This window comes from Pseudomonas sp. OTU5201 (assembly GCF_038440135.1).
Classification (GTDB): domain Bacteria; phylum Pseudomonadota; class Gammaproteobacteria; order Pseudomonadales; family Pseudomonadaceae; genus Metapseudomonas; species Metapseudomonas resinovorans.
In genome coordinates this window covers 25,204-43,704 of the sequence record NZ_JASATC010000020.1, presented here as the reverse complement: position 1 = coordinate 43,704, position 18,501 = coordinate 25,204, and the positions used below count along the sequence as shown (strand labels likewise).

General features: G+C 57.7%; 15 protein-coding genes and 1 pseudogene. All 16 read right to left on the bottom strand.

Features of this window, described 5'->3' with window-relative positions:
- Window positions 1–61: 61 nt before the first annotated feature.
- Window positions 62–775, bottom strand: coding sequence for a WbqC family protein (locus tag AAHM40_RS14220; RefSeq protein ID WP_342245226.1), 714 nt, complete (start codon window positions 773–775; stop codon window positions 62–64).
- A 57-nt stretch (window positions 776–832) separates the two neighbouring features.
- Entirely contained in the window at window positions 833–1,360 is a 528-nt protein-coding gene (locus tag AAHM40_RS14215; RefSeq protein WP_342245225.1) for a GNAT family N-acetyltransferase, read from the bottom strand.
- Window positions 1,353–2,327, bottom strand: a complete 975-nt coding sequence (locus tag AAHM40_RS14210) for a hypothetical protein (protein ID WP_342245224.1) — start codon at window positions 2,325–2,327, stop codon at window positions 1,353–1,355. The genes AAHM40_RS14215 and AAHM40_RS14210 overlap by 8 nt, the downstream gene beginning before the upstream one ends.
- A gap of 67 nt (window positions 2,328–2,394) precedes the next feature.
- Window positions 2,395–3,504, bottom strand: coding sequence for a DegT/DnrJ/EryC1/StrS family aminotransferase (locus tag AAHM40_RS14205; RefSeq protein WP_342245223.1), 1,110 nt, complete (start codon window positions 3,502–3,504; stop codon window positions 2,395–2,397).
- Window positions 3,501–4,373, bottom strand: a complete 873-nt coding sequence (gene rfbA, locus AAHM40_RS14200) for a glucose-1-phosphate thymidylyltransferase RfbA (protein ID WP_342245277.1) — start codon at window positions 4,371–4,373, stop codon at window positions 3,501–3,503. Before rfbA ends, AAHM40_RS14205 begins: the two co-directional genes overlap by 4 nt.
- 117 nt (window positions 4,374–4,490) lie before the next feature.
- Window positions 4,491–5,759 carry a UDP-N-acetyl-D-mannosamine dehydrogenase gene (wecC, locus tag AAHM40_RS14195; RefSeq protein WP_342245276.1) on the bottom strand — a complete coding sequence of 423 codons (1,269 nt, stop codon included), beginning with the start codon at window positions 5,757–5,759 and terminating at the stop codon, window positions 4,491–4,493.
- A 108-nt stretch (window positions 5,760–5,867) separates the two neighbouring features.
- A pseudogene (gene wecB / locus AAHM40_RS14190) lies at window positions 5,868–6,974 on the bottom strand (non-hydrolyzing UDP-N-acetylglucosamine 2-epimerase); the annotation flags it as partial.
- Window positions 6,975–7,096: 122 nt separating this feature from the next.
- The gene (locus AAHM40_RS14185) at window positions 7,097–8,479 is read right to left on the bottom strand and encodes an undecaprenyl-phosphate glucose phosphotransferase (RefSeq protein ID WP_342245222.1); all 1,383 of its coding nucleotides are present in this window, start codon (window positions 8,477–8,479) and stop codon (window positions 7,097–7,099) included.
- 221 nt (window positions 8,480–8,700) lie between these two features.
- A complete protein-coding gene (locus AAHM40_RS14180) occupies window positions 8,701–9,462 on the bottom strand; it encodes a hypothetical protein (RefSeq protein WP_342245221.1) in 762 nt (253 codons plus the stop codon).
- Window positions 9,459–10,184, bottom strand: coding sequence for a tyrosine-protein phosphatase (locus AAHM40_RS14175; protein WP_342245220.1), 726 nt, complete (start codon window positions 10,182–10,184; stop codon window positions 9,459–9,461). Before AAHM40_RS14175 ends, AAHM40_RS14180 begins: the two co-directional genes overlap by 4 nt.
- 363 nt (window positions 10,185–10,547) lie before the next feature.
- Window positions 10,548–12,788 (bottom strand): GumC family protein, encoded by a 2,241-nt coding sequence (locus AAHM40_RS14170; RefSeq protein WP_342245219.1) that lies wholly within the window; start codon window positions 12,786–12,788, stop codon window positions 10,548–10,550.
- Window positions 12,789–12,889: 101 nt separating this feature from the next.
- Window positions 12,890–13,429: a polysaccharide biosynthesis/export family protein gene (locus tag AAHM40_RS14165; RefSeq protein WP_342245218.1), complete on the bottom strand. Its 540-nt coding sequence runs from the start codon at window positions 13,427–13,429 to the stop codon at window positions 12,890–12,892.
- Window positions 13,430–13,501: 72 nt separating this feature from the next.
- Entirely contained in the window at window positions 13,502–14,677 is a 1,176-nt protein-coding gene (locus AAHM40_RS14160; RefSeq protein WP_342245217.1) for an outer membrane beta-barrel protein, read from the bottom strand.
- A 110-nt stretch (window positions 14,678–14,787) separates the two neighbouring features.
- The gene (locus AAHM40_RS14155) at window positions 14,788–15,456 is read right to left on the bottom strand and encodes a hypothetical protein (protein ID WP_342245216.1); all 669 of its coding nucleotides are present in this window, start codon (window positions 15,454–15,456) and stop codon (window positions 14,788–14,790) included.
- A 783-nt stretch (window positions 15,457–16,239) separates the two neighbouring features.
- A complete protein-coding gene (locus AAHM40_RS14150; RefSeq protein WP_342245215.1) occupies window positions 16,240–17,400 on the bottom strand; it encodes a hypothetical protein in 1,161 nt (386 codons plus the stop codon).
- Window positions 17,401–17,853: 453 nt separating this feature from the next.
- The gene (rfaH, locus tag AAHM40_RS14145; protein WP_342245214.1) at window positions 17,854–18,360 is read right to left on the bottom strand and encodes a transcription/translation regulatory transformer protein RfaH; all 507 of its coding nucleotides are present in this window, start codon (window positions 18,358–18,360) and stop codon (window positions 17,854–17,856) included.
- Between the last annotated feature and the right edge of the window lie 141 nt (window positions 18,361–18,501).

Sequence of the window (18,501 nt, the reverse complement as noted above, 5' to 3'; positions counted from 1 at the left end):
TGCGAAAGCCCACCGAACAAAACTTTAAAACTCAGACTCCACACCGAACCTGCAAGCACCGTCAACTTTCCAGCAATGAAAATCTGCTCAACATCTGGCGAATTTGCTCAACACTATTGAGCATCAGCACATCGATGATCGACAGATTGGCCACGAAGGGCTGCTTCAATTGTTTATATTCAATCGTGTCGATACGATGAAAACGCAACTGCATGCCATGACTCATGAAATAATCAAAGCAATACAAACTTCGTCCACCAATCGGATTTACGTAGGTCTTTCCTCCCAACACCTTCATGGTTTGGATGACTCGATCCTGATGATCGATTGGCGGTGGCAGAGTCAAGTCAGAGGCACGGATCACCGGTGTAGTGATATGCAAGTAATCACAGGTCTCACGGAGGGCGTTTTCAGCATATCTGGCCAAATTGCTTTGCGGGTAGCGCAGCACCTGTTCCAACCAGGGAAGTACAGTCTTGGCGAATGGCGCACGCGAATAGCTTAGTGAGATTGTCCTGATAATTCTGGACAATTCATCTTGAATATTATCGCACATATGCCTCTGATTTATATTCAGAGTATGGCAATCTTTCTTGAGGGGAAATGTTATGAATTTTGGTTCGCCACCGACAAGAATCCGATTACGGTTAATCCAGCCTTCCTTGACATATTGCAAATCATCCCCTAACACAAACAGGTCCGAGGCCGCTATCAACTGAAAATACCCAAGGTACGGGAACAGATAGGGCTGCATCATTGCAATTGTCTTAGACATCGCCGCACCTCTTGACCAAGGCACATCCCGGAGGAACCCAATAGCCGCTTTATGGCGCTACTCTAAGGCCTTGAACTCGCTCGCCAAAATTGACATTTGAACCACGTCCGAATAAACACCCTCCTTGAATACCGCCTGTCTCTGTACACCCTCAACTGTAAACCCGCTCTTCTTATAAACAGCAATGGCTCTTTCGTTATTTTTGATCACAGCCAGATAAACTCGATTCAAGTTCAAGTCCAGGAAGGCATGCTCCAGGGCTTTATAGGTAGCGAAGGTACCTATCCCCCTGCCCTGAAAATCCCTTTCCCCAATCCAGATGGCAAACTCACAGTCTCTCACCACCCAATCTATAGACAGAAGATAGACGGCACCAACGATCTTGCTACTTTCCATCTCGCAAATCGCAAGCCTTACACAATTACTTCTGCTGGATAGATAAGACTCCATCCAGGCAGAATCAACCTCCTCGGAAATATACCTGAAGGGCGCTCCAAGCGAACTAATGATCCCTCTATCATTTCTCCACTTGTTTATGACTTTTATGTCATCCCGCGACAACTCCCTCAGATAAAATTCACTCATTGCCAATACTCCTGCCAATTATATTCATGGCGGACCCGTAACTTTCTTTGCTGTATCGCTGATCACATGGTATCGGAAATAAATTATTGACCAGTTCGTATTCAAGAGAATCATCCTTCAAACGAGAAAGGCACCTTGCCCAATAGGTCGGGGTAAACACCCTTTCTCTAATCAGACTCTCCCTGAGGTTTATCAGGTTTTTAAAGAATGGATAGCATAGCGGTCCATCAATAGCCTCGGCATCCAACTTCAACCTGTTGTGAACTCCAAACTCTTTATGTAGAAACCGGAAATTTTCGTTTCTCTTCAATCTTGCAGACTCATAATCGATGCTCGATAGAAGCCTCTCCGTCAGCGCTGACATTTTTCTGTATTGGCAGTCTTCGAGTGTCCTTTCTGCAGCCTGGTAATCCGCATAACCGGACTCCGGGGTTCCAGCAAGCCGTTTCAGGAGATGAAGGGTGCGCTGGATCGACCCATCATCAACCTCTTCCGGCTCACGAACTGGAAGCTTCGTAATCAACAGTCCACCATCCGGTACGCCGAAAAATTTGCGCGGCGAATAGAGAGTGGCCAAACAGTCGAGTGGCGGTGCAAAGAACGCCTGAGAGTGATCGAACACGACTTGCTCGGCGTTGAACTTCCTCAGGATTCTACGCTGCTGGGAGGAGCAGACTCCGAAGTAATTTACATACAGGATCCACTCATCAGAATGAAGTTTGATCTCATCCTTGATCGAAAAATCTTCATCTATGGAATAGAAGGAAACCTCAATTCCCGCCTTGTTCAATGGCCCGAGCATGGAGTCACATATGTAGCTTGGCATCCAGACCTTGCGTGGGCGCCCCGTGCAGAGCAATGCATAGAAGCTGGCGCGTGCGGATTGAAACCGGAGCGCCTCTGGATAAAGGCCTGGGGATCCTGACGGCAATTCAAGCTCAAAATAACCGCCAACGGCTTCATTCATGATGTCTCACCCTGATTGATGATCAGCCTGCAGATCCCAAAGCAACCGAACGCCATCACGCGCTCTATCAGGTGTTTCTTATGAGCGCCCCAACGGCAGCGATCGATGCTTCCTGCAGCGCCGGATACATCGGCAGACAGATCACCTTTTCAGATATCGAGTGTGCTACCGGCAAGTTGTTGCGCTGCGCCGAGACCAGCCCCCGGTACATGGGGAACTCGCTTATCAGCGGATAGAAGTAGCGACGACCGAATATGTTGTTCTCCCTGAGCTTCTGGTACAGCTCGTCGCGGCTCAGCGGGTAATCCGCCTCGACCAGGATAGGGAAGTAGGAATAGTTGGCGACCGTTTGACCGGTTCTCTCGACGATGCGGATGCCTTTGACATCGTTCAGCTGTTCGCGATAGGCCTGGTCGATCTCTTTGCGGCGGGCGATTGCGCGGTCGATATGCTGGAGTTGCAGCAGACCGAAGGCAGCGTTGATTTCGCTCATCTTTCCGTTAATGCCGGCGGCGACCACTGTGACTTCATCGACAAAGCCGAAGTTCTTCAGATTGTTGATGCGCTGCTTGGTCTTGGCATCCGGGCAGATAATGGCGCCCCCTTCGAAGGTATTGAACACCTTGGTGGCATGGAAGCTCAGCACGCTGAGGTCGCCGTGGCGGAGAATGCTGCCGCCTTTGTCCTCCACGCCAAAGGTGTGGGCTGCGTCGTAGATCACCCGCAGGTTGTAGTTGTCGGCAATTTTCTGAATGGCTTCGACATCGCAAGGATTGCCATAGCAGTGCACCGGCATGATGGCGGTGGTCTGCGGAGTAATGGCGGCTTCGATCTTCGCCGGGTCGAGATTGAGCGTATGTGGATCGATGTCCACGAACACAGGCTTGATGCCATTCCACAGCAGGGAATGGGCGGTCGCGACGAAGGAGTACGGCGTGGTGATGACCTCACCCGCCACGCGCAGCGCCTGCAACGCCGTCAGCAGGGCGATGGTGCCATTGTTGAACAGGGCGATGTGCTCGACACCGAGGTAGTTGGAAAGAGCGGCCTCCAGTTCCTTGTGCATCGGCCCGCCATTGGTGAGGATCTTGTTTTCCCAGATGTGCTGCAGATAGGGGAGAAACTCATCCAGCGGCGGCAGGTACGGTTGGGTGACGTAAATCGGTTTGTCGTTCATACAAGCTCCCTCACCAGGGACAGCAGATACTGGCCATAACTGTTCTTGCTCAGGGACTGGCCGACCCGGTACAGGTCATTGGCATTCAGCCAGCCATTGCTGAAGGCGATTTCTTCCAGGCAGGCGATCTTGAAACCTTGGCGTTTCTCGACGGTTTCGACGAATACGCCGGCTTCCTGCAGGCTTTCATGCGTACCGGTGTCCAGCCAGGCGAAGCCGCGGCCGAGCAGTTCGACATAGAGGTCGCCGCGCTCCAGATACACCTGGTTGATGCTGGTGATTTCCAGCTCGCCCCGGGCGGACGGCTTCACCTGCCTGGCGACCTCCACCACGCCGTTGTCGTAGAAGTACAGACCGGTGACGGCGAACTGGGACTTGGGCTTGAGCGGCTTTTCCTCGATTGAGACTGCACGCTTCTGGTCATCGAACTCGACCACACCAAAGCGCTCCGGGTCCTTCACCTGATAGCCGAACACGGTGGCGCCCTTCTCACGCCGGGACGCCTCGCACAACATGAGCCGGAAGCCCTGGCCATAGAAGATGTTGTCGCCGAGCACCAGGCACACCGAGTCGGTGCCGATGAATTCTTCGCCAATGAGGAAGGCTTGCGCCAAGCCATCGGGACTGGGCTGCACGGCATAGCTCAGATTGATACCGAACTCGCTGCCGTCACCGAACAACCGCTGAAACCCCGCCATGTCGCCTGGAGTGCTGATCAGCAGGATGTCGCGAATCCCCGCCAGCATCAGTGCCGACAGCGGGTAATAGACCATTGGCTTGTCATAGATCGGCAGAAGCTGCTTGGACACGCCCCGGGTGATCGGGTACAGCCGGGTTCCGGAACCGCCGGCCAGGATAATGCCTTTCATCATGTTCCAGTCCTTATGCGAAGGCGCCGAGGCGCTCGGTTTTGGGGCGTTTCAGATCGTCCAGTCAGCACCCTGCGGAGGACCCAGTGCTCGGGTCGGTCCAACGGACGTGGACGCTTACGCCGTCCAGACGCCGCGTGTATCGACGGTCCTGCATCTCTCGAGGATGGTCGCGGGGATTGCCTTGAACTCCTTGTGATCGACCAGCAACACGACCACATCCGCCTTGTCCAGTGCCGCCCCGATCCCGGTCAGGCGCAGCTTGCCGGCCAGCTTGGGCGGCAGCGCCCATATGTTTGGCTCTACTGCCAGCACCTTGCCTGGATGGGTCGCGACGATTTGCTGAGTGATCGCAACAGCCGGGCTCTCGCGCAGGTCGTCGATATTCGGCTTGAAGGCAAGGCCCAAGCAGGCGATGGTCACGTCCCTTGCCGATTTCTCCGGGTTGGCTTGCAGAAACTCGGCAACGGCCATCCTGACCTTATCGACCACCCACTGCGGCTTGCTGTCGTTCACTTCGCGAGCGGTGCGGATCAGCCGTGCCTCTTCGGGTGTCTTGCTGACGATGAACCAGGGATCGACGGCAATGCAGTGCCCTCCCACGCCAGGGCCCGGCTGCAGGATGTTGACGCGCGGATGGCGGTTAGCCAGACGGATCAGCTCCCATACATTGATATCGAGCCTGTCGCAGATCATCGACAACTCGTTGGCGAAGGCGATGTTGAGGTCACGGAAGCTGTTCTCGGTAAGCTTGCACATTTCAGCTGTACGGAAGTCGGTAATGACGCACTCGCCCTCGACGAAGAGCTCATACAGGCTGGCTGCGGCAGCTGAACATTTAGCAGTCATCCCACCGATGACGCGGTCGTTCTGAACCAGCTCACGCAGCACGTGGCCCGGCAGTACGCGTTCTGGACAGTAGGCCACGCGGATATCGGAGTCTTCGCCATGGGTTTGCGGGAAGGTCAGATCAGGACGGGCTTCGGCCAGCCAGGCCGCCATCTGCTCGGTAGCGCCAACCGGGGAAGTGGACTCGAGGACAACCAGATCACCTTTCTTCAGTACCGGGGCAATGGATTTGCTGGCGGCTTCGATATAGCTGAGGTCGGGCTCATGATCGCCCTTGAAGGGCGTCGGTACCGCAATCAGGAAAGCATCGGCAGGCTCGGGGATTGTCGTGGCACGCAGGAAACCTTCGGTGACTACCGCATGCACCACCATCTCCAGGTCGGGCTCGATGATGTTGATTTCGCCTCGATTGATGGTGTCCACGGCTATCCGGTTGAGGTCGACCCCGATCACGTGCCTCTTGCGTGAGGCGAACACCGCTGCGGTGGGCAGCCCGATGTAACCCAGGCCGATGACGGAGATGGTCTGGAATGACATGTCACGTCCATTGACAGGTCTAGATGAATGATTGACGGCTTGCGCCTGCTTTTCGTGAGCAGGCTCGCTCCCGCCGGAGCGGCCATTGCGAACGCAGGGGACGTCGTACAGGGCTTCACGGATGCGCTGGCAGGCCTTGCCATCCCCATATGGATTGTGGGCATGGCTCATGGCTTTGTAGGCGTCGTGATCGAGCAGCAGGCAGTTCAGTTCACGAACGATGCTGGCGGTTTCAGTACCCACCAGTTTGACCGTACCAGCGTGTACTGCCTCCGGCCGCTCCGTGGTATCCCGCATCACCAGGACCGGTTTGCCAAGAGAGGGAGCCTCTTCCTGGATACCGCCGGAGTCGGTGAGAATGATATGCGCACGGCTCATCAGGTAGACGAAGGGCAGATAGTCCAGCGGTGCGATGAGGTGGATATTGTCGATACCAGAGAGCAGCCGATGGACCGGCTCAAGCACATTGGGATTGAGGTGCACCGGGTAGACGATATCCACATCCGGATGCAGTTGCGCGATTTCCATCAGTGCCTGGCAGATGCGCTCGAAACCTTCGCCGAAACTTTCCCGCCGGTGGCCCGTGACGAGGATCAGCTTACGGTGGGAGTCAAGAAATGGACTCACTGCGGCAGCTCTTTCACGCCGCTCCTGGTCCTTATCGAGGCGCGCTACAACATCGAGCAAGGCGTCGATCACGGTATTGCCGGTAACGAAGATCTTTTCCCTGCCGATTCCTTCCGCAATCAGGTTGGCCTGCGAGGCCTCTGTTGGTGCGAAGTGCCTATCGGCAAGTACGGCAGTGAGCTTGCGGTTGCCCTCTTCGGGCCAGGGTGAAAGGAGGTTGCCGGTGCGCAGCCCAGCCTCCACGTGCGCCACCGGGATCTGCTGGTAATAGGCCGCGAGACTGGCAACGAAGGTTGTAGTGGTATCTCCGTGTACGAGTACCACGTCTGGCTTGAACTCGCCGAATACGCTTTTCATCCCTTGCAGGATGTTGCTGGTGACGTCGGTGAGGTCCTGGCCGGGCTTCATGATATTCAGGTCGAAGTCGGGCCTGATACCAAACAGGTCGAGTACCTGGTCAAGCATTTCGCGGTGCTGACCGGTGACGCAAACCTTGATCTCGAAGCGCTCGTCTGCGGCCAGGGCAAGAACGAGGGGGGCCATCTTGATGGCCTCGGGGCGGGTGCCGAAGACGCAGAGGGTTTTCATGCTGTGGTCCTTCAAGTTTGCTTTATCGGGACTTCGGCGAGCCTTTGGCCCGCTCACATTGGATCGCGAGCAAGCCCGCGCCTGTAAAAGCGGTTGTCTGGTGACGGCAGGGGGAGGCGCGTCTAATAGATGTTTTTGGCAAACAGCGCGAAAGGCGTCTGGAACAGGATCTTGATGTCCAACCACAGCGACCAGTTGTTGATATAGGCGAGGTCCAGCTCCACGCGTTTCTGCATCTTGTCGATGGTTTCGGTTTCGCCCCGGCAGCCCTTGATCTGTGCCAGGCCGGTGATGCCGGGCTTGATCCGGTGGCGGGCCATATAGGCGGCGATCCTGCCGGTGTAGTAGTCGTTATGGGCCACAGCATGTGGACGCGGGCCGACCAGGGACATCTGCCCCAGCAATACGTTGAACAGCTGCGGCAGCTCGTCGATGGAGGTGCGGCGGATAACGCGGCCGACGCGGGTGATCCGAGGGTCGTCACGACGGGCCTGGGTGACCTGGGGGTCGTCGTGAAGCCGCATGGAGCGGAACTTCCATACCTTGATGATGGTGCCGTTCCAGCCATGGCGATCCTGCTTGAACAGCACCGGGCCGGGTGATGAACATTTCACGGCAAAGGCCGTGGCGAGCAGCAACGGGCTGAGGGCGATCAGTGCCAGCAGGGCCACCGTGCGGTCCATCAGTGCCTTGCTCAGGGCTGCACTGGGATAGGCCGAGAGCGGGCATTTGTTCAGGTGAATGGCCGGCATGCCTTCGATGTCGCCGACCGAGTGGTTGAGCGGCATGATGCTGTGGAGGTCAGGCAGCCAGACCACGTCGATATTGGCGTCGAGCAGCTCGAAGTAGAGCTCTTCGATCTTGTCCGCTGCGGTCAGCGGCAGAGCGATGTACAGGCGACTGATGTGATGGGTCACGATCAGATCACGCAAGTTTGAAAGGTTGCCGATTACCGGGTATCGGCCGCAGCTCAGGAGTTGCTCCTCACCCACAGCAACGAGACCGACCACAGGTCCGTACTTGCACTCCACGAGCTTGTCCGCCAGGTTCCAGGCCAGCTCGCCGGTGCCGATGATCAGCGAGGTGCGCGCGGCCTGGTGCTTGCGGTCGTACCGCCTGGCGAAGGTATGCAGCGGCACGTAGGTGCCTGCTTGCAGGGCAAAGCCGATCATCCCCCAGGCGAGGGCCACTTGATGGGAGAAGTGTTCATCGGTCTTGGTCACGACCACAGCCACCGTGAGGCCGCCCAGCAGAATCAGCCAGCCGCCGAGCAAACGGCAAAGGCCAACCAGGTACCCATGCTTCTTGTGGTAGACCCGCATCAAGGAGTAGACGGGCACTGAACCGAACAGGGCGAACAGCGCCAGCATGCGATAGTGCAGCCCGATCTCGCCGGTCTCTATCAGCGCCAGCACGCAGAGCAGCGTGATCATCGAACTGACGGCCACCAGCCATTGGCCCCAGAACGTCAGGCCGCGGCCGAGGAAGTTCAGGCGACCACTCATGAAGGTCAAGCGACGGCCCGATTGAACTTCGGGAGCGCCCCTGGTAGATGCTCCATTGCTGGCTGGTGCAGTTGCTTCGGGCTGTGACACGACGGATACCTGCAAATGGCAAAGCGTGGATCATGGCCTCCTTGCGCCTGTCTCCTGTGGTACCACCTCGTAGGAGCGAGCTCTGCTCGCGAACGGGGCCACCTCGCGAGCAGCGCTCGCTCCTACTGCGCTCACAGACACTGCGCGAGCTTTCGCGTGTGCCTGATCTCATGACTCAGGCTGTCGCACAGCTCCCGGATCCTGCCGGCTCGCTGGGCGATTTCGAGCAGATACAGAGCCTCTGCATTGCCGAAGACCAGGCTGCGCCTGGCGGATTCCAGGGTTGCCTGACGCTGGGCCTGGTTCAGATGCGGCCAGGCGCTTAGCCCGATTTCAGCCAGTTCGCGGTTCACCCCGATTCGCCATGGGCCGAGTTGGAATGCCTGGACCATGGCCTGCTCGAACTCGTCATCGAATTCCTGCAGGTACAGCTTGCTGTGAGCCAGGCGTGCCCAGGTGTAAGGCCAGGTCGGCCGCGCGATTGTTGCGGCGCGGTAGGCGTCGAGGGCTGCACGACGAGAGCGCTGAGCAGAAGGGTCAGCATAGGGCTGACGGAATTGCTTCCAGCTGTGGATTCGCCCGAGGCGGTCCAACCGGTCGCCATCGGCGACCGGGTAGAGTCTGATGGCGCGCTGTGCCGCGTTGTGGGCAACTTCCCAAGCGCCCGCGCTGGGCTCTTGACCTCGCTTGTCCCACGAGTTGGTGAAGGCTTCGGCCTGGAAGCTGGCAATGCCGGCCAGCAGCATGTGAGCGCCCGCGACCAGAAATACGAAGGACAACACCAGCACCAGGGGCGGCAAGTGGCGCATGATCTCGCTCTCACTTCGTGAATCCGCATGCGAGCGCTGAGGCTTCCGGCTGCCTGGCCGGTCGAGCGATTGGCTGGCGTTCATGCGAAATGGCTCTGCGCAATTTCCCAAGGCGTATGCAGGACCAGAGACTCGGCTTTGTCGTCGCCAACGATGCGTGCGGCATGCTGCACGCCCTCACTGAGCAAGGGCGGGCGATGCTGAAGGTTGTGGCCATCGCTGGCGAGTATGGTGACCACGCCCTGCTCCAGCAGGGCGTGAGCGATGGCCTCGGCCGCTGGACCGAAGCGACCGGCCACGGAGGCAGCCGTGACTTGCAGCAGGCAGCCCAACTCAAGCAAGGGCTTGAGCCTGGACGGCGTGCGCATGATGTCCTTGTTGCGCTCGGGGTGGGCGATCATCGGCACGATCTTGCGTTCCAGCAGCCAACTGATCAGACGCTCGGCGCAGAAAGGTATTTCGCCATGGGGGAACTCGAGAAGCAGGACCTTCTGACCCTGCCATTGGCCCAGGAAAGGAATGGTTCCCTGACTCACACCGACCATCAGTTCCATGCCGAAGCGCACTTCCGCGGCGGCAGCCACCCGCAGAGGAATGCCCTGCTCCTTCAGCGCCGCCGCGAAAAAATCCCGCGCACGCTGGATGCTGACAGGCGTGTTGTCGTAACGGCCTGGGTGGATATGCGGCGTGCAGACCAGGTGAGTGATACCGTCCTGCACGGCCACGCGCGCCAGTGCAAGCGAAGCCTCTAGGTCGGGAGACCCGTCATCTATGCCAGGGAGCAAATGGTTGTGCAGGTCAATCATGGCGGCTGTCGAAACCTTTCTTCGAAATCGCAGAAGGCCGTCCTGATTGGCCGGAAACGTGGACCCTCGATGGGTTTCACGCGGGCAAAGCAATACCTGGGAGCTTAAGCTCCTGCTGGAAATTCCTGGGTTTGGGCACGTCGGTCGGCAATGCACTCAACGCGAATCAGAGCCTTGCTGGCTATGCGCCGATCAGGTCATGCATTGAACTGCCGATCCGCTTGGAGCAGAGGGTGCGTGGTTCTTGCTCGCGAAAAGGCTCCGAGCTCATCCCTTCGCGAGCAAGCTTGCCCCTAAAGCACTCAGGTGAAGTCCACAACTCGCTCAACCCGAGCGTTCGCAGGTGCCACCCGTTCGCTGTGTTCACACCTGCTTGATCGTGCTGTAACCGTAGTAGTCGTAATAACCGCCGTAGATGTAGCCGTATCGCTTGGCTTTTCTGATATCCACCTGGTTGAGGACAATGCCGTTCACCTGGACATTGTTTTGAAGCAGTTGGCCAATCCCCTTTTCCACCGACGGAATAGCGGTGGAGGCGGACTTGACCACGTAGATCACTGAGTTGGCGAAGGTGGCCAATAGCACTGCATCGCTGACCGCCTGGATCGGTGGCGAGTCGATGATGATGCGATCGTACTTGCCCTTGAGCACTTCGAAGGTCTTGGCGAAGCGCGGCGAAGAGAGCAGTTCCAGGGGGTTGGGCGGAACCGCGCCGGCGCCAATCATGTCGATACAGTCCACCTGCTTGATGCAGTCGCCCAGCGAGGCGGTGCCGGCAATCAGGTTGGCCAGGCCCGGGGTACCCACCGGGAACTCGAAACTCCTGGCCAGGCTCGGGCGACGCAAGTCGGCATCGATCAGCAGCACCCTTTCCACCTGTCCCAGGGCGAAGGCGAGGTTGGACGAAACGGTGCTCTTGCCCTCGCCGGGAATTGACGAGGTGACAACCATGACCTTATGCGGATAGTCGACTCCGGAGAGCACCACACCCGTGCGAATGGTCCGGATCGCCTCGGAGAAGCTCTTTTCCGTGTCCGCGGAAAACATGCGGGCGAGCAGGCCGCGTTCCTTGCTCTTCATCAGCGGCAGGATACCCAGCACTGGAATGTTCAGGTGGAACTCCAGTTGTTCCGTGCTCTTGACGGTGTTGTTCAGGGTGTCCAGCAACAGGGTCAGCGCAACACCCACGAACAAGGCAAACGCGGTTGCGATTCCGACAATCAGCTTTTTCTCCGGCTTGACCGGGGAGGTGGGCACTGCAGCCTGATCCACAACACGGGCATTGGCGTTTTGCAGGTCGGACGTGGCGGCCGTTTCCTTCAGGCGGGTCAGGAAGGTGTCGTAAAGCGTGCGGTTGGCATCAACCTCGCGCTGCAGCTCACGCAACTTGAATTCCTTGCGTGAAATGTTCTGGATCTGCGTTCTGTTGCTGTTGAACGAAGCCTGGAGGGAGCCCTCGTTGGCGACGGCGAGTTGGTAGTTGCGCTCAATCCCGGCCACCACCTGTTCGACCTGGCCGCGCAGGCTGGCGGAGGCGGCGCTCAGCTCGGAGCGAGCGGCCTCCATCGACGGGTGGCGTGCACCGTAGCGGCGCGACAGTTCTTCGACCTTGGCCCTGGCCTTGGCCTCGTCGGCCTTGAACTGCTGAATCAATGGGTGGCCCAGGACAGCCGGGACACTCGCCATGCGCTCCCAACCACTGCTGCGCATGGCCTGCACCTGGCGGTACTGGCTTTCGGCTTCGGCACGCTGGCGACGCGCATCAATCATGCGGTCACCGGTGAGGGTCAGTTCGGCAGCGCTGATGGTGGCCACGCCCTTCACGTCTACCAGATTCTCCGCTTCGCGGAAGGCCTGCAGGCGGTCTTCCGTGTCCTTCAGCTTGGTACGCAATTCGCCCAGGCGACTGTTCATCCAGGTGGTAGCGGTCATGGACATTTCCATAGTCGCCTCCAGCTGGCCTTCGATAAAACCCTTGGCCATGGCATTGGCGGCCAGGGCCGCCATGCGCGGATCCGCCATGTCCACCTGTACCTTGACCAACTGGCTCTTGCCCTGCGGCTCGACGCTGACGCGCTCCATGAAAGCCTTGGTCACCAGACTGAAGATATGCGCTTCAGTGGGGTCGCCCTCTTCTCCCAGGTCGCCGGGCAGGGTCACGGGCACGACCTTGTTGAAGTCCAGATGAGTGAGCAAGCCACGAATGTCGATCAGCGGTGCGGGCTGCTGCCGCGGATCGAATTCGGGGTGGGTGGTCAGGTTCAGCTGACGCACCACACGCTCGGCCAGGGCACGCGACTTGAGCAGTTCGAACTGGGTGTTCAGGTATTCGCTACCCGCTCCCTCGAGGCCGTAGACCTTCTCGATGGAAACGACCTTGGCAGCCTTTTCTTCGATTATCAGGGTGGCGGCCGCGCGGTAGATGGGTGTGATGGAGAACGCAACAAGAATTGCGACCATGGCGACCACCACCACCAGGGTCAGAATGCTCCACTTTCGATGCCAGACGGTGCGCCAGATCTTGAGCAGATCGATCTCATTGCCGACCTCTTCCTGACGCTGGGCGAGCAGACTGCGCTCGATAATATGCGTATGACTATCCATTGAGTCGGACACCCTGAAAAAGTTAAGGGCGCTCAGGCGCCAAGGGGCTAGCCGCGTGATGCGGCCCCGCTCCCTGGTTTGCCGGGACGATGGCTCGCTTCTTAGAAGAACCCCTGATCGATCGTGATGGTGTCACCAGGCATGACCAGCGTGTCGAGCGTGGCCGACTCGGGAGTGCGGCTGGCATCACTGTCACGGATGATGGTGATGCGCTTGTCCGAGGCACGTTCGGTGAGACCGCCGGCGAGCGCGACGGCACGCCGCAGGGTCAGCCCTGGCTGGAAGGGGTAGCCGCCAGGGACTTTCACTTCGCCACTGATGAAGAATTCACGGTATTGCAGGACGCTGACCGATACACGCGGATCGACCAGGTAGTCGCCCTTGAGCTTGCCGATGATGATCTGCTCGATCTCGGCAGCGGTTTTGCCTTTGGCCTGGACCTCACCAATGAAGGGGTAGGAGAAGGTACCCGCATCGGTCAGGCGGAGTTTTTCGAAGGTGAGATCCTTTTCGCCGAACACATTGATGCGGATGACATCGCCAGATGCGAGCTTGTACTGGGAGTTACCTTCCGCCTGTGCGACACCGACGTTGATCAGTAGCAGGCCGAGGATCAGTCTGGAAAGCATTCGAATGATCATAGGCTTGCTCCTGAAGAGACCGAAGAGATGAAAGGGGGCCGATACCCCCCTATGCTCCTTGCGGACGCAAAGTCAGAGGCTGGCGGTGACGCTGATCGAGTAGATGTTGCGTTCGTAGCTTTCGCCGATGGCACTGGAATCGTCTTCGGCGTATGTGTAACCGACGCCCACATCCAGCCAGCGCCGCATTTCATAGGTCAGGCCCAGGTTGACGGTCTTGATCTTGTCGTCGCGATCGATGTCCTGGTACTCATTGTCGGCGTACGAGTAGCTGACATCGGAGCGCAATCGCTCGAGCCACTTGTGTCCCCAGCTCAAAGTCGTGCTCTGGGTCTCGATGGAGGAAGCACCATCGTCACCTTCGTCGATCCCGCGACGAGTCGTCAGGTTGAACGTGGAGTAGGTGCGCGGCTTCCATTCGACCCCCACCTCCCACATCGAACCGCTGGCGTCGTCGACACTGGAGTCGTCGAAGCGCTTCTTCTCACCACCGATCTTGACGGTACCGCTGGTCCTGGCGGTCGCATCCCAGGTCAGGCCGCCGAGCAGAGCGATGTTGTCGCTATTGAGACGGTCATTGCTGACGTAATCGAAGTTGGTATGGCGGGCCTCGACAAGGGCACGGGTCTTGGGCGCCACACGGTAGTAGAACGTGGTCCTCAGTGCGGTCGTGTCGCGCTCGTTCTCGGCGTTGACTTGGTCGCTGTTCTGGTAGCGCAACTCCTCGTAGTCGGCACTGAGATCGATCTGAGCGCGGGCGCTCTGGGCGCCGTAGGTATACACACCACCGACATTAGCGACGGTGTACTTGTCGTTCTCCACACGCTGGCCATCCGTGAGGTTCTGGTCATCAGCAGCGGTGTCCTCGACCTGATGGTAGCCAGCCTTCAACTTCAACAGATTGCGCGCATCGAACTTGAGCGCACCATCGGCGGTCAGGTGGTGGTCCGTGTTGTCGTCTTTGTGGCTCGAATGAAAAATGTCAGTGTTGGCCGAGTATGTCAGCGCATAAGCGCTCTTGCGGCCTTCGGCACCCAGCACGAACGTCGGTGTGATTTCAGTGATCCAGGAGGACTCCTCATTCTCCTCGACAGCCCGGAAGTTATCGTCGTACCGCTCACCCACCTTCAGCTCCGGAGTGAAGGTCAGGCTTTCGGAAAGCTTGATGTATTGCGGGTCGACCGCCCAGGCATCTGCACATAGGACAGCTGATACGGCGGCAGCCAGGGAGCTTGCTTTCAACTTCATGCGCATAAAGACCCCAGTAATCCTTTCCTGTTGTTTTGCTGGCGGAAATCGCAAAACGTTGCCGAAGCATAAAGTAGCAGCTGGCGTTTTTTCAGCATAAGCACCCTGTCTCAGTTCGGGCTGGCAGAGCCACCTCCACCGCTATCGCTCGGAGCGCTGCTACTGGCAGCGGCGTTGCCCTCGCCCCCCGAGCCAGCCGAGCCACCCGAGCTGCCCGAGCTGCGAGGACTGGACCCCGACACGGCATTCGAGGTAGACATGATCGCGTTATCGGCGACGGCATCCTGAGCTGCATTGCTGATCGCATCGGCTTGATCCGGCGCAGCACTTGTCGCTGCTGCGGTGATGGCAATTGCCTGGTCCGGAGCTGCGGCTATGGCAGCCGCAACGATGGCGGCAGCGCGGTCCGGGGCGGCAGCGACGGCTGCGGCAACGATATCAGCGGCTCGGTTCGGCACAGCGGACACGGCTGCCGCAACGATGGCAGCCGCCTGGTCCGGAGCGGCGGTCACGGCGGCGGCAACGATGGCAACGGCCTGGACCGGAGCAGCGAACACGGCAGCACCGACTATGGTTGCGGCGGCATCAGGCTTGGCGGCAACGATACTGGCGATGGCTTCGACCAGGGCATCTCCTTCTGCAACAGCCACGCTCGTGGCCTGAGCCTCGGTCAAGGCGACGCCTGCAGACTGCAGGGCGTCCAGGGTGATAGGGTCAGCGAAGCCCTGGCCAGAGACCAGCGCAGCAGTCAGGGAAAGACCGGAAAGGGCTTTACGCATATCGAACATCCTCGTTGTATACCGCATGGAATCCTGCCCTCTCCTGCTTCGAGTCTCGGGCGGCTATCGGGTGCGACCACTCCGCTTTTCTCGCGGTCCCTTGCGACCTGCCGCGAGCCATGCTTATCAACCTGAGTCTACGGACACGCTACCGCCCCAGATTTTCGGCCTTCATCTGACAACGGTGGTGCTGAATAGAAATTTCTCAATAGCAATGCCTGACGGTACGCGCTCGGAACGAAGCCAGGCGCACCGTGACGATTGGAAGGATAGTTGGAGGGCGATCGGGCGGACTGCTGCCTGTATCACCTTAAAGGCCGCTAATCGGATTCCACTCTGCCTTTAAGGCTATTGCTCCATGGCCTGCCCAGCACCGCGCTCGCGGCCCCCTGGAGCATGCCAATGCATTGCGCGTAATGCCTGGATCAAGCGTCATATCAAGGGCTTGGCACCGCGACGGCAAGCGTGTGACCCGCAGTCAAAGCCACAGCGTTCGACTTCACACTAGAGGCCACCGAGAGCGCCTACCCGAAACTCGGCGTCAAAATGCCGCCCGGCTCAAGGCGTTTGCCTGTAGCGACGGAGCCAGCCCGGTGCGGTGGAGGCCAGTGCGAGCGTCATTATTTGAATCCGTTGGTGGACTCCGCCCCCTTCCAGGGCAGCACCAACCTTCGCGCTTGGCGTATGCCCCCTGCGCCTGGCTCACCGCCGAACTCCGACTTCATCCTGCTAATTGGACCATTTCTATCGTCACTGGCAGAGCCGATGACTCATGACCACGCCCTAAGGACGTGGCTTCCCAAGTTCAAATGAACGGGAATGCCTTCTGAGGCCAGGAACCTCATTGCGGTAGGGCTTTGGCACACCTTGTTTAACCTGGGGATTAACCAAGCGATACGATATGTATAAAACTATGAACATAGTGTTTGAGTATATTATTACGTTGTCTGTAGCAAACAACACACTAATATAGATCGCCATGATTCTGGATTTGTCGTCGCCCGCACCTCCCAGGGAGTAAAAAAAGTAGATAAAAAATATAACCCCATACTCATAGAATATTTTCAGCGTATCGCAGTGCAAGTTCGGATTCAGCAACTCGCCGTTATACATCGAGAGCGCCCTTTCGTAGGCAGTACCAGCACCGTTCCCGAAAATCAATCCGTATGGGTGCAAGATAATATCCTGGACGACGCCGGCATATAATTCATTTCTTCCCAGGGTAAATCCGGATGGGGTTTTCCCAGTAAGATCAAGAATCACGTCATCCAATGCGCCGCTGGTGAATATTACTATTGAAGCCACTACCAAAGCATTCAAGGAAAGGACGGCAGCCCTACTTATCAGGATGTTCTTGAAGTTGCCTGGCATCACCCACAGCAGGATACATACCAGGAAGCCAAGCAGGGCGATTCGCTTTAGGGTTATTATCAAGAGCAACAAGGCAATTATGGTCAGCGCACGTTTTTTGTTCAGGGCAAATGCCAAGGCAAATGCACCGAACACAAAGGACTCAGAACCCTCGAGGAATGACGTTGAATCTGAAATGGATAACTGGCCGAAATCCCTTGATAGCGCAGAAACAAAAAATACCGCCACATAAATATAAAAAACACTCTCTATGGATATTCCTCTTCTCTGGAATAGAGCCAGAGGGACTATGTAGGAAGCGATGAAAAATACGTCTTTCGCTCCCAGCTCGAGATTCCCCCACATTATTGATATAGCCGGCCAAGCCAGCAGCGCAAGAAAAGGTAGGTCCGCCCTTGTAGTTTCCTTTTGAAACTTGAACAACCTGACTGCCATAATCAATAGCGTAACTGGCAGAGCCAGATATTTTATATACCTCGCCCCATCTACCATATAATCCAACCCTGATAGACACGAGAGCACCAGAATCAGAATGAATATTCTGGTGTCATTGAGCGTTAGTTTACTCTGCATCTGTTTTATCTCGTGTCTGTCCGGGCTCTGTACGAGCAGTACTTCCGTAAGCAGCGCAGCGCGCCGACCGGCATGACCAAGGCGGCAAGACTTGTTGCCAGCTGGTCGTAGCAAGTCCCGCCCTGCTGCTCTCCTGCAACCTGCCGAACGCCCACTCAATGAGGTTGCGATCCAGGCACGCTACCGCCCCAGACGTTCAGGCCTGTATCTGATAGCGAAGGAACCGGATCCAAATGTTTCAGAAGCAATGCTCGGCGCCTCGCGCGCCGAACAACGCGCGGCGCACCGCGGCAAGTGGAAGGATAGTTAGGGGGCATCCGTGCGGACGGACACCCATATCGCCCGCAAAGCCGCCAGTCGGAATCCTTTTGGTCCTTCATGTCCACTGATCACGGTCGTTGCGCGCACAGGCAGGTCGAAGCATCGCGCCTAGCCTGGAAAGCGACGCCCTCTTCAGAGCTTTCTGATGCCAGCCAACGGCATGAGAACTTTCTGTTGGCGCTGCAAGAAATTGAGTAGAAGAACCACCCGCTCCTCGCCATCCATTGCCATGAAAATGGCCTCGAGGTCGGTAAAGGGCCCTTCGTTGATACGAACCCGTTCACCAACCGAAAGCAGTTCTTCTTCGCAAGGTGCATGTTCGCGCTGCTGAAGTTGTTCGATCAGACCGTCACTGAGAACCGCCGGCTGATTGCCAAAGCTCACGATACGGCTGACACCTCGCGTTGAACGCAAAGGTCCCCAGTTGTCCAGCAGACTGAGGTGGACAAACAGGTACCCCGGGAAAAGCGACTCTTCCACGATTTCCCGGCGACCTTTAGCCAGCCGATCGCGCCGGAGTTTGGGGTGATAGCAGACATAACCCTGACGCAGCAGGTTTTCCTCAGCGCGCTCTTCCTGGCGCACCTTGCTCTGGACTACGTACCAGGCCCTGTTTGCATTTTCCTGACTGGAGCTCATTTGCGGAAACTCCCCTGCTCGTGTCGCGGCCAGTGAGATGGTGCGCCGCGCCTCCCGACGCTACGAACATAGGGCACATCATGGCTCGTTGCTATCGACCCTGGCGGCTGCAAATCGGCCTTCAAATCAGCGCCTACTTGG

Excerpts from the sequence above, each read along its gene's own strand:
- AAHM40_RS14220 (WP_342245226.1), bottom strand. The coding sequence starts at position 775 with ATGTCTAAGACAATTGCAATGATGCAGCCCTATCTGTTCCCGTACCTT.
- AAHM40_RS14215 (WP_342245225.1), bottom strand. The coding sequence starts at position 1,360 with ATGAGTGAATTTTATCTGAGGGAGTTGTCGCGGGATGACATAAAAGTC.
- rfaH (WP_342245214.1), bottom strand. The coding sequence starts at position 18,360 with ATGAGCTCCAGTCAGGAAAATGCAAACAGGGCCTGGTACGTAGTCCAG.
- rfbA (WP_342245277.1), bottom strand. The coding sequence starts at position 4,373 with ATGAAAGGCATTATCCTGGCCGGCGGTTCCGGAACCCGGCTGTACCCG.
- AAHM40_RS14170 (WP_342245219.1), bottom strand. The coding sequence starts at position 12,788 with ATGGATAGTCATACGCATATTATCGAGCGCAGTCTGCTCGCCCAGCGT.
- AAHM40_RS14175 (WP_342245220.1), bottom strand. The coding sequence starts at position 10,184 with ATGATTGACCTGCACAACCATTTGCTCCCTGGCATAGATGACGGGTCT.
- AAHM40_RS14165 (WP_342245218.1), bottom strand. The coding sequence starts at position 13,429 with ATGATCATTCGAATGCTTTCCAGACTGATCCTCGGCCTGCTACTGATC.
- AAHM40_RS14185 (WP_342245222.1), bottom strand. The coding sequence starts at position 8,479 with ATGAGTGGTCGCCTGAACTTCCTCGGCCGCGGCCTGACGTTCTGGGGC.
- wecC (WP_342245276.1), bottom strand. The coding sequence starts at position 5,759 with ATGTCATTCCAGACCATCTCCGTCATCGGCCTGGGTTACATCGGGCTG.
- AAHM40_RS14160 (WP_342245217.1), bottom strand. The coding sequence starts at position 14,677 with ATGAAGTTGAAAGCAAGCTCCCTGGCTGCCGCCGTATCAGCTGTCCTA.
- AAHM40_RS14210 (WP_342245224.1), bottom strand. The coding sequence starts at position 2,327 with ATGAATGAAGCCGTTGGCGGTTATTTTGAGCTTGAATTGCCGTCAGGA.
- AAHM40_RS14205 (WP_342245223.1), bottom strand. The coding sequence starts at position 3,504 with ATGAACGACAAACCGATTTACGTCACCCAACCGTACCTGCCGCCGCTG.
- AAHM40_RS14150 (WP_342245215.1), bottom strand. The coding sequence starts at position 17,400 with ATGCAGAGTAAACTAACGCTCAATGACACCAGAATATTCATTCTGATT.
- AAHM40_RS14180 (WP_342245221.1), bottom strand. The coding sequence starts at position 9,462 with ATGAACGCCAGCCAATCGCTCGACCGGCCAGGCAGCCGGAAGCCTCAG.
- AAHM40_RS14155 (WP_342245216.1), bottom strand. The coding sequence starts at position 15,456 with ATGCGTAAAGCCCTTTCCGGTCTTTCCCTGACTGCTGCGCTGGTCTCT.